The following is an 11,480-nucleotide window of genomic DNA, read 5'->3' as shown; positions in this document are numbered from 1 at the left end:
GAAAACGACTCCCCTGATTCGGACCCCTCCGAGGAGGACAGCGGCGAACAGGATGAGCCAGCGAGGGACAAGTCTTCCAATTCTGCTGAGGAACAAAATGAGGACAACAGCGGGACAAACAGCGAAAATCCAGAAACCAGCAAGGATGCTAAAGAAGAGAAAGACTCCTCTACTGAGGAAGCTGCTACCAACTCCAAAGAGGAGACAGATCAAGAAAGCAGTGTTTCCAATTATCAAGTACCGGACACTAGTACAGACACTGAACATGACAATACTGCCGAAGTGCACACTTCCCGCAGCGATAAAGAAGACACTGGCGCAAATGCTGCCACTTCCATGCAAAATAGTGATTTAAACCTAGATCAGCGGACCAAACACAAGGACCCGGAACCTCCTTCCTTCACTGCCGCTGAGCAGAATAAAGAAGAGAAAGACCAGGAAAAAAAAGCTGACAGGATTCCGGATCAATCTACAGCGGTTCAAATGAACCATTTGCCGCGTAAGGAGGAGGTGTAAAAATGAAAAAGCTTCTTACACTCATGAGCAGCACGGTTACCTTTCTTCTTTTTGCCGCCTTACTTTGTATGATCATTATCGTCATCTCCTCAAAGGCTTCCGGGGGGAGCCCTTCTGCGATGGGGTATGAAATGAAATCCGTCTTGTCTGGTTCTATGGAACCAACCTTTCAGACCGGTTCCATTATTGCCATCGAACCGACGGAAGAAAATGGGACAGAGTATCAAGAAGGAGATATCATCACCTTTCAACAGGACCGTGATACGCTCGTCACTCACCGCATCACCGAGGTAAACGAAAGCGGCAGCCAGGTCATCTACAAAACAAAAGGGGACAATAATGATGCCGCTGATATGGAGCCGGTTCTGAATTCAAACGTTGTCGGACAGTACACAGGATTTACGATCCCCTACGCTGGATATTTTATAGATTTTGCCAACTCGCCGACAGGAGCTCTCGTTCTGCTTATAGTACCAGGTATAATCATTTTTCTGTATGGGATTCTCTCCATTTGGAGGGAATTACGAAAGCTTGAAACCAAAACAAAAACAGATTCGGCTGAAGAGCCACCCAGCTAAGGTTGGACTCCTTGTGTCCCGCAAGGATTCAATATATATAAAACATAATTTTAGAGGAGGAATTATCATGGGATTGAAAAAGAAATTAGGACTTGGGGTATCTACCGCTGCACTCGGACTCTCTTTGATTGGAGGCGGCACTTTCGCTTACTTCAGTGACACTGCAGAAGCTGATGGAACGTTCTCTACCGGTACACTGGATCTATCAGCAGACCCAACTACCGTCATTGATGTGGAAAACTTAAAACCGGGGGATTGGATGAACAGATCTTTTGAATTAATAAATGGCGGTACCCTGGACATTTCTGAAGTATTATTATCTACTGATTACTCTGTTGACGGGAATGACGAGTTTGGTGAACATATTATGGTAAAATTCCTATACAACGATGACAAAACGATCGTTCCAATTGGAGACAATAACATCATTTACAACACTACCCTGGAGGAGCTTAAAAATATGGAACCGGATGCTGTGGAAAATAAAATATTTGTTCCATATTTTGAAGAACGCGGTGGTCTGGAAGCAGGAGATTCCGATGAACTTCATGTTCAATTTGAATTTGTAGACAATGATGAAGACCAGAATGAATTTCAAGATACTTCTCTTAACCTTGAATGGACATTTGAAGCCAGACAAGGCGAGGGAGAAGAAAAATAATTGTCCGGCAGTTTAACAGCGGAGTGGAGCCTGTCCTCTTCTCCGCTTTATTACATCCACCTCACAAGGAGCAGAGATAATGGGATTTAAAAATAGACTCGGACTGGGAATGTCGACTGCAGCATTAGGGCTCTTCCTTATCAGCAGCGGAACGTTCGCGTTTTTCAATGATACCTCGGATGCCGGCGGTACGTTCACTTCCGGGACTCTAAATCTAAGCGCCAATCCCGGGACCGTTCTGGATCTGGATAACATTAAGCCGGGCGATACTTTTACACGGTCTTATACATTAAAAAACGATGGCTCGTTAAACATTGCCGACATTCTGATGACGACCGACTATACCGTTCTCGATGCCAAGGACGATAACAGCGCGGAAGATTTCGGCGATCACATCGAAGTAACGTTCTCCTGGAATAACGAGGACGAAGACAGCCCTGTGCATAAAAAGAAACTTTCGGAAGCAGCTTCGATGGAACCCGATATATTAGGGGAGCACACTCTCGAAGCAGGGAAGCAGGATGAAGTGTATGTAACATTTGAATTCATAGATAATGGAAAAGATCAAAATATCTTCCAAGGCGATACAATGGAAATACAATGGACCTTCGAAGGGATGCAGGAAGACGGAGAAAAAAAATAAGAAAAGTTCCGAACGACTCGGAGGATCGTTCGGAATTTTTTGTGCGCTTATACTACCGCTGCGTCACAACATTTCGCTTTCCGCGGACAGGGATCGAATAAAAGAGGATCGGCCGAAACCGCCGCATCCTGCGGGCATTGAGACACGTGCTGTTCCCATTGAAGTCTTTGTATGTTGACTTCGCTTGTTTGTTGCTTTTTTAACACAAACTACGGAAAGTTCATGTTTTTCTTTTGTCCCAGACTCCTTTCTTTTTCAGGAAATGAAAATGCTATAATAGAAGAAATGTGGAATAAGGAGAGATACGGATGAACCAATTCTTATATGACCTGCTTCAGACCCCTTCCCCTTCCGGCATGGAAGCGGAGATTCAGAAAAAATGGCTGCAGCACGTGAAACCCTATGCCGACAGCCTGCACACAGATGGTGCCGGCAATGCGATTGCTTCCCATCACCCGGATGCTTCCCTGCAGGTTGCCGTGGCAGGACATTGTGATGAAATTGGATTCTTGATAAAAGCCATCGATGACCACGGCTATGTTTATGTCGAAAAACTCGGAGGAATCAGCCATAAACCGGCGATCGGAATGAAGGTTGATATTCTGGGGAGCGGAGGCCGTCTCACAGGGGTTATCGGTACGAAAGCCGAGCATCACGGCGGAGCGAAAGACTCGTTTACCTTCTCTGACCTGTTTATTGACCTTGGGGCCCATTCCAAAGCGGAAGTAGAGGAATACATAGCGATCGGAGATACGGCTGTGTATAAACGGGGGCCGGAGAACCTGTTAAACGACAGGATCAGCGGGCGCGGTCTTGATAACAGAACGGGCGCTTTTATTGTGGCAGAATCGTTTCGACGAGTGCATCAGCGCTTGCATCCTAACGTAGGAATGCAGGCGGTCAGTACCGTGAACGAGGAGACCAACATGGGCGGTGCCTATTTTGCAGGAGCAGGGCTGGCCCCGGACCTCGCCATTGCCGTAGATGTAACGTTCGCCACCGATTATCCAGGCGCCGCGTCCGAGAAAACAGCGGAAGTGAAGCTTGACGGCGGGCCGGTTCTCGCAAAAGGAGCACCGATCAATCATAAAGCCAATGACCTTTTAGAAAAGGCAGCGGAAAAAGCCGGTATATCCGTTCAATATGAGCTCACCCCGCGCACGACTGGCACCGATGCAGACCAGCTCCGAAAATCAGCCCAGGGGGTTCCGGTAGCTGTTGTATCCCTGCCGCTCCGGTACATGCATGCTCCGGTGGAAACCGTTAGTCTGCACGATATCGAGCAAACAATTGAATTACTTGCCGCCTTCATTCTGCAATTAAACAGTGCTGAAGATTTCCGTCCCATCACACCGGATTCCATCTAAATGAAAACACTGGGCAGCCTTTGTAATACACGATGCCGGTAAAACGAGACCGGGCCAAAGAAAGAAGGATTGGAAGAAAACGTACGTTTCGTGGTCCCTGTTATAGGAGCATAAAATTCCCGAACCCATTTATATAAATCGTTCGGGAATTTTTAATCTTTTAATGGTACTGCCCCGGCCTCCTCCCTTTTCCTCCCCCCCTCTTATCAGTATTTTTAGATACTAATTCTTTTCTTTTACTGAACATCTCAAAAAACGCTTTCCTTTAAGACCAACTTTTATCACAAGAGTAATAATATTAATATTTTTGTGAAATTTTTCTTGAATAATTATTTTTTACTCTTTATAATAAATTCATATTATATTTTGTTTACATATTCTAGAAAGTAAGGTGCCATATTTTGTCTAATCATGTGCTCGAGGTAAATGACCTCCAAACCTGCTTTTCTTCTAAAGAAGGAACGATACCTGCTGTAAACGGCATAACCTTTCACGTGGACGCTGGTGAAATTCTGGGAATCGTCGGCGAATCAGGCTGCGGAAAAAGTGTCACCTCCCTTTCTGTTATGGGGCTTGTCCCTTCTCCTCCTGGTAATATAAACGGCGGCGAAATACTATTTAACGGAGAAGACCTGACAAAAGCAACGGAAAAACGGATGAGAAAAATCCGTGGAAACGATATTGCCATGATCTTTCAGGAACCCATGACTTCTCTCAATCCTGTATATAAGATTGGAGACCAGCTCATGGAAGGGATCCGAATACATACGAAATTATCTAAGAAAAAAGCGTACCTCCAAGCCGTCGATATGCTTGAATTAGTTGGATTATCCCGGGTCACCGATTTAATGAAAAGTTACCCCCACCAATTGTCCGGGGGTATGAGACAGCGTGTCATGATTGCTATGGCCATGGCTTGTGACCCTAAGCTTCTTATTGCCGATGAACCAACGACTGCGCTGGACGTCACCATCCAAAAACAAATTTTAAATCTTATGAAAAATCTGAATGAAAAGATGGACACAGCTATCATGCTTATTACCCATGATCTTGGCGTGGTAGCCGAGATGTGCAGCCGTATTGCTGTGATGTATTCCGGAAAAGTCGTGGAAGAAGGGTCGGTCCAAGATATTTTCAGAGACCCTAAACACCCTTATACAAAGGGGTTAATAGATTCTGTCCCCGATATGAGAGTAAAAAAGGATAGACTTTATTCCATCCCGGGCAACGTACCGAAACCAGGCGCCATCAAACAGGGCTGTGCCTTTGCCCCGCGCTGTGGACAGGCTTTTTCCCGTTGTGCAAAAGAGACTCCGGAACTGCTTGAAACAGATAACGGTGCTAAAGTGAGATGCTGGCTGCACCATGAACAATAGGGGGAGCATTATGAAGAGTCACCTTCTCGAAGTCGATGATTTAAAAAAACATTTCTCAAGTGGCAAGTCCGTTTTCAAGAAAAAAAGTCAGCCGGTTAAAGCAGTGGATGGTGTTAGTTTTGCTGTTCAGGAAGGGGAAACGCTCGGTCTTGTAGGAGAATCCGGTTGTGGTAAATCTACGACAGGACGAATGCTGATGCGATTAATTGAACCGACCGCGGGAGCTATTCATTTTCAGGGAAAAAACCTGCTTGAATTGAATTCAGAGAGCGTGCGTTCCATGCGGAAAGACATTCAAATGATATTCCAGGATCCTTACGCTTCTCTCAATCCACGCCACCGGGTGGAACGAATTATCGAGGAACCCATGATTGTGCATCACCTCGGAGACAAGGCGACCCGGAAAAAGAAGGTCCAAGAGCTTTTGGAAATCGTCGGGTTAAACAGCTTTCATGCAAAAAGGTATCCCCACCAGTTCAGCGGGGGCCAGCGTCAGCGAATTGGCATTGCCAGAGCGCTCGCGGTAGAACCAAAGCTGATTATAGCAGATGAACCTGTGTCCGCCCTTGATGTCTCCATTCAGTCTCAGGTTCTCAACCTGCTCGAAGATCTGCAAAATGAATTCAACCTAACGTTTTTGTTTATTGCTCATGACTTAAGTGTGGTAAAACATATCAGCGACAGAGTGGGTGTCATGTACTTAGGTAAAATTGTGGAAATGGCAGACAGAGATGAGCTTTATAACAACCCAAAACACCCGTATACTCAAGCCCTTCTCTCCTCTGTGCCGATACCTGATCCTGACCACAAACAGGAAGAAATAGAACTTCAGGGTGATATTCCAAGCCCTTCAGAACCACCATCCGGATGTCCATTTCATACCAGATGCCCCCATGTGATGGATATATGTAAAAGCGTAGTGCCGGTATCCCAGGAAAAAGAAAAAGGTCATAACGTCGCATGTCATTTATACGACGATCAACATATGGCAATTTAAAATTTTTGAAGGGGGAAAAGCAAAAATGAAACAAAAAAAATGGTTAAGCTGGCTGCTTGTTCCTGCAGCATGCGTAGTGATTGCCGGCTGTTCTTCTGAGGAAGGAAGCAGTGAAGGAGAAGACGAAACCGCTGATTCAGATACCCAGGATACATTGGTATTCGGCCGGGGAGCCGATTCTACTTCACTGGATCCAGCCAAAGAAACGGATGGGGAAACATTTTACGTGACACAGCAGATTTACGATACGCTCATCCAGTATAAGCCAGGAACAACAGAGCTTGAACCTGCATTAGCCGAAGAATGGGATTCCAATGATGATGGAACAGAATTCACATTGCAGCTGCGGGAAGATGTAACCTTCCAGGATGGCACAGAGTTTAATGCTAAGGCCGTTGTCGCTAACTTTGAACGATGGATGAGTTCTGAAGATTATGTGTATTATGGATCGATGTTCGGGGGATATGGGGATGAGGAAGACAACATCATCGAAAATGTTGAAGCTACCGGTGATTTTGAAGTAACCTTCAGTCTTCGCCAGCCTTCTGCTCCGTTTCTGAAAAACCTTGCCATGTCACCTTTTGCCATCGCAAGTCCCGAGGCATTTGACACCTTGGAAGAAGAGCCGGTGGGAACGGGACCTTTTACGCTTTCAGACTGGAGGCGGGATGACTCGATTACTCTGGATAAAAATGAAGAGTACTGGGATGAGGGGAAACCTCACTTAAACACTATTATTTTTCAGGTTATACCAGATAACTCCTCTCGTTTAACCGCTTTGCAAAATGGAGAGATCGATTTAATGGATGGAGTAAATCCATCGGATCAATCTAAAATCGAAAACGACGAAAACCTTCAAACGTTCATGCGTCCTCCATTAAATGTTGCCTATATGCCCATGAACAATGAAACGGAACCATTTGATGACCCCGTTGTACGAAAAGCAGTCAATCATGCGATTGATAAAGAAGCTCTTATTAACGGGTTCTATGAAGGAAACGCAGAAACGGCCAAAAATATGCTCCCTCCTACCGTGGATGGGTATAATGATGAAGTCCAGGAATATGAATTTGACCCGGATCAAGCAAAAGAACTACTTGAGGAAGGCGGCTACGAGGAAGGCGAATTGACAATCGACCTCTGGACAATGGACAATCCACGTCCATATATGCCGGCCCCTCAAAAGATTGCCGAATCCATTCAAAGCGACCTGTCTGATATAGGAATAGATGCTGAAATTCAGACACTTGATTGGTCCACGTACCTGGAAAAGGCACAAGCAGGTGAAATGCCGTCATTCTTAATCGGCTGGATTGGAGACAACGGGGATGCAGATAACTTCCTTTATACTCTTCTCAGCACCGGCAGCGGAAACAACTATGCCTTCTACTCCAACGAAGAAGCCGATGAACTAATGGCAGAAGCGCAGGCGGAAACCGATGAAGGTAAAAGAGCAGAGCTTTATAAAGAAGTACAGGAAATCATCCATGAGGATGCTCCTACTGTACCGCTTGTTCACTATGAATCTATTATGGCGGGATCCGATACCTTAGATGGTTACATCCCCGCTCCTACTGGTTCTGAAAGATTCACAGATGTTTCCTTTACAGAATAAATATCCTGGCAGGGAGCATCTGCTTCCCTGCCTTTCTCTTTAAACATCCAGAAGATAAGAGGTGAACCCTTTGCTGAATTATACCCTCCGCCGTTTGGGCTCGCTTATACCAGTCCTTTTTGGGATGTCCCTTATAGTATTTTTTATCATTCGTGCCATACCGGGAGATCCAGCCCGCACGATTTTAGGAGAAAAAGCATCAGAAGCTGCTGTGGAAAGTCTGAGGGCAGACCTGGGGTTAAATGATCCTATTGTTATCCAATATTTTCATTACTTAGGTGATCTGTTAACTGGTGATTTGGGCACATCCATCCGGACTAGCTCGGAAATCAGCGGTGATATATGGCCTTATTTAGCTGCCACAATGGAATTGGCTTTTGTTGCGATGTTGATTGCTGTTTTTGTTGGAGTAAACGCCGGCATATTAAGCGCCTGGTTTCAGAATTCCATTTTCGATTATACTGCCATGATCGTAGCTCTTATCGGCGTTTCCATGCCTGTATTCTGGCTGGGGCTGATGGAACAGTGGTTTTTTTCACTGGAACTTAACTGGCTTCCTTCGATAGGAAGAGAATCGATCCGTGATCCCGTGGAACCCATCACCCACTTATATCTGCTTGATACCCTGATAAATGGGAATCTTGATCAGTTTTTTACCGTAGTAAAGCACCTGATTCTTCCAGGGGTTGCTCTTGGTACTATTCCTATGGCGATCATTGCCCGAATGACCAGATCCAGTATGCTTGAAGTAATGAGATCGGATTACATAAGAACAGCCAGGGCAAAAGGACAGAGAATGTTGTTGGTTGTCTACAAACATTCTTTAAAAAATGCTTTTATTCCTGTATTAACTGTAATTGGTCTCCAAACCGGACTGCTATTGGGTGGAGCTATTTTGACAGAGACGATATTCAGCTGGCCCGGCATCGGAAGGTATGTATACGAATCCATTCAATACCGGGATTACCCAGTCATACAGTCAGGAATCCTGGTCATCGCTACAATATTTGTATTTGTTAATTTAATTGTAGATCTGCTTTACGCGGCTTTTGATCCACGGATTAAGTATTAAACAGCTTTCCTAATGAAGAAGTGAAAATTGATAAATAAGGAGGAGTAACGTTGCCTGTACCAGCAAAAAAGGATCCTGCTTCTCACACTCCTGTAGCAATAGAAGAAGAAACACCCTCCATCATAAAAGAAACCTGGCACAGTTTTAAGAAAAATAGACTGGCCCTAGCAGGTGCCGGAATCGTCTCCCTTTTCATCCTTTTAGGGCTGCTTGCCTTTTTCATAGCTCCAGAGGGGATTAACGAACAAAAGAATGCGGACCGTCTATTACCACCTTCTTCGGAATATTGGCTGGGAACCGATGATTTTGGAAGGGATATTTTCAGCCGTATTCTGCACGGAGCTAGATTATCCTTAACGGTTGGGTTTTTTGCTGTGGTGGGGTCATGTATAGCAGGTACCTTTTTGGGGGTTATTGCCGGATATTACGGACGATGGCTCGACACCCTCATTTCCAGAATGTTTGATATATTGCTGGCCTTTCCCAGCATACTGCTTGCCATTGCCATTGTTGCGATTCTCGGTCCATCGCTTCAAAACGCACTAATTGCTATCGCCATTATCAATGTTCCGACATTTGGGCGGATTGTCCGTGCTAAAGTTCTTAGTTTAAAAGAAGAAGAATACATCCAGGCTGCCCTTTCTGTTGGCATGAAAGACCGGCGTATATTAACCTATCATATCCTGCCAAACAGTCTGGCCCCCATTATCGTACAGGGGACTCTCTGTATTGCAACCGCCATACTGGAAGCCGCCGCTCTCGGCTTTTTAGGACTGGGCGCCCAAGCTCCTCAACCGGAGTGGGGCCGGATGCTTTCAGATTCCCGGGACTATTTACAGCAGGCTCCCTGGACGGTGTTTTTCCCGGGGATTGCAATCATGCTTACTGTTCTCGGATTTAATTTGATGGGCGACGGGCTGCGTGACGCTCTGGATCCAAAAATGAAAGAGTAGAAAATAGGCTGATTTCAGGCAATTTTTTCTATTCTCCTGTATAATATAAAGCGTTCTTCTAACGATTTATGTTCAGAAAGGTCGCTTGGTATACATATGGAACCCTCAACTGCTGCCGCCCCGTCGTTATCGAAAGGCCGACGTTTATGGATGGCCGTGCTGCTCGGCTCGTTAGCTGCCTTTGGTCCCTTGACCATTGATATGTATCTGCCCAGCTTTCCTTCGATTGCAAATGATTTAGGAACAAGCGCTTCGCTTGTCCAATTAAGTTTAACGGCCTGTCTCCTCGGACTCGCAGGAGGACAACTTGTAATCGGGCCGATCAGTGATATGAAAGGCCGGAAAATCCCGATGATGATTTCCTTGTCGGTCTATGTGGCGGCGTCACTTCTGTGCGTCTTCGCGCCTTCGATTTGGATCCTGATTGCCGCTCGTTTTATGCAGGGGTTTTCGGCCTCCGCCGGGATTGTTATTTCCCGTGCGGTAGTCCGCGATCTCTATACTGGAAAAGAATTAACGAAATTTTTCGCGCTGTTAATGCTGGTGAACGGCCTCGCTCCTATCCTTGCGCCGCTTGCCGGCGGTACCATATTAGAGCTGACCACCTGGAACGGCATCTTCGCCGTTCTCAGTTTCATCGGGCTGTTCATGCTGATTACCGTCTTCCTGATGCTTCCTGAAACATTAAGGGACGAAAATCGTTCCTCCACCGGCATCAAACACACGGTGCTTACGTTCGGAGCATTGATCAAAGACCGCACCTTCGCTGGTTACTCCCTGGCTCAGGGTCTGGTGATGGCCGGTATTTTTGCCTATGTTTCTGGTACGCCGTTTGTATATCAGGGAATCTACGGCGTTTCTCCCCAAGTATTCAGTGTTTTATTTGCCATGAACGGGATTGGTCTTATTATAGGCAGTCAATTAACCGGGCGGCTCGCCGGCATTGTAGACGAAACAAAAATACTGTTTATTGGTTTAATTGTTACTACCAGCGCCAGTACCTTCCTTTTGCTTATGATTTTGCTGCAGGCCCCGCTGGTGTTTCTTGTCATTCCGATTTTCTTAGTCGTTTCCTGCGTCGGGGTCGTCACGACCACATGTTTCTCTCTTGCCATGGAAAGCCAGGGCCACCGGGCCGGAAGCGCCTCTGCCCTGCTCGGCCTGCTCCCGTTTCTATTCGGCGCAACGTCCGCTCCGCTGGTCGGAGTGGCTGGGGAAAATACCGCAGTGCCCATGGGATTGATCATATTTATCGCCGATATTTTCGCTCTGTGCTGTTATCTGTTTCTGGTGAAAGGAAAGTCAAAGAATCGCGGAGAATAATTTCTACGCGGACATTTTAAATTTAGAATAAAAAGTGGACACCTTCTTCATGGACATGGCATGATAAAACCAACAAGGAGGGTTCCCCCATGGGTGAACAGCGTCAACAGTACAGCGAAGCTTTTAAAAAGGACACGGTCCGTTATGTCCAGCAGCACAAACAACAGAAAAACATCACCGACATTGCCGCACCGACATTGCCGAGGACTTACAGATTCCTCGAAGCGCGTTGTATGAATGGATGAAGCAATACCGCGAATTTGACGACGAACCGGTTGTCGACCACCAACACGTCAAAGACCTGGAACGCCAGTTGAAAGCCAAAGAAAAGGAACTGGCGGATAAAGAAGAAGAACTGGCGATTTTAAAAAAGACGGTG

Annotated in this window: 12 protein-coding genes; all 12 read left to right on the top strand. The window is 46.0% G+C overall.

The features are described 5' to 3' along the window. Window positions 1–516 (top strand): prolipoprotein diacylglyceryl transferase (locus G475_RS27605; RefSeq protein ID WP_035712398.1); only part of this gene is annotated, 516 nt, incomplete at its 5' end. Between the two features lie 2 nt (window positions 517–518). Then, on the top strand, window positions 519–1,094 hold the full coding sequence (sipW, locus tag G475_RS0121615; RefSeq protein ID WP_026703036.1) for a signal peptidase I SipW: 576 nt from the start codon (window positions 519–521) through the stop codon (window positions 1,092–1,094). A gap of 67 nt (window positions 1,095–1,161) precedes the next feature. Further along, entirely contained in the window at window positions 1,162–1,755 is a 594-nt protein-coding gene (locus G475_RS0121610; protein WP_026703035.1) for a TasA family protein, read from the top strand. A 79-nt stretch (window positions 1,756–1,834) separates the two neighbouring features. Beyond that, entirely contained in the window at window positions 1,835–2,398 is a 564-nt protein-coding gene (locus G475_RS0121605; protein WP_026703034.1) for a TasA family protein, read from the top strand. A gap of 308 nt (window positions 2,399–2,706) precedes the next feature. Further along, the gene (locus G475_RS0121600) at window positions 2,707–3,765 is read left to right on the top strand and encodes a M20/M25/M40 family metallo-hydrolase (protein ID WP_026703033.1); all 1,059 of its coding nucleotides are present in this window, start codon (window positions 2,707–2,709) and stop codon (window positions 3,763–3,765) included. Window positions 3,766–4,166: 401 nt separating this feature from the next. Continuing rightward, entirely contained in the window at window positions 4,167–5,141 is a 975-nt protein-coding gene (locus tag G475_RS0121595; protein WP_026703032.1) for an ABC transporter ATP-binding protein, read from the top strand. Between the two features lie 10 nt (window positions 5,142–5,151). Continuing rightward, window positions 5,152–6,138, top strand: a complete 987-nt coding sequence (locus G475_RS0121590; protein ID WP_026703031.1) for an ABC transporter ATP-binding protein — start codon at window positions 5,152–5,154, stop codon at window positions 6,136–6,138. Between the two features lie 25 nt (window positions 6,139–6,163). After that, the gene (locus tag G475_RS0121585; protein ID WP_026703030.1) at window positions 6,164–7,753 is read left to right on the top strand and encodes an ABC transporter substrate-binding protein; all 1,590 of its coding nucleotides are present in this window, start codon (window positions 6,164–6,166) and stop codon (window positions 7,751–7,753) included. 70 nt (window positions 7,754–7,823) lie between these two features. Further along, window positions 7,824–8,825 (top strand): ABC transporter permease, encoded by a 1,002-nt coding sequence (locus G475_RS0121580; protein ID WP_026703029.1) that lies wholly within the window; start codon window positions 7,824–7,826, stop codon window positions 8,823–8,825. 98 nt (window positions 8,826–8,923) lie between these two features. After that, entirely contained in the window at window positions 8,924–9,778 is an 855-nt protein-coding gene (locus G475_RS0121575; RefSeq protein ID WP_233275829.1) for an ABC transporter permease, read from the top strand. Window positions 9,779–9,874: 96 nt separating this feature from the next. Beyond that, a complete protein-coding gene (locus G475_RS0121570) occupies window positions 9,875–11,101 on the top strand; it encodes a multidrug effflux MFS transporter (protein ID WP_026703027.1) in 1,227 nt (408 codons plus the stop codon). Between the two features lie 89 nt (window positions 11,102–11,190). Continuing rightward, the gene (locus G475_RS27445; RefSeq protein WP_156911852.1) at window positions 11,191–11,346 is read left to right on the top strand and encodes a hypothetical protein; all 156 of its coding nucleotides are present in this window, start codon (window positions 11,191–11,193) and stop codon (window positions 11,344–11,346) included. Window positions 11,347–11,480 lie beyond the last annotated feature (134 nt).

It is taken from the genome of Salibacterium aidingense DSM 18341 (genome assembly GCF_000429685.1).
Classification (GTDB): domain Bacteria; phylum Bacillota; class Bacilli; order Bacillales; family Marinococcaceae; genus Salibacterium; species Salibacterium aidingense.
This window is presented reverse-complemented; position numbering and strand designations above follow the sequence as displayed.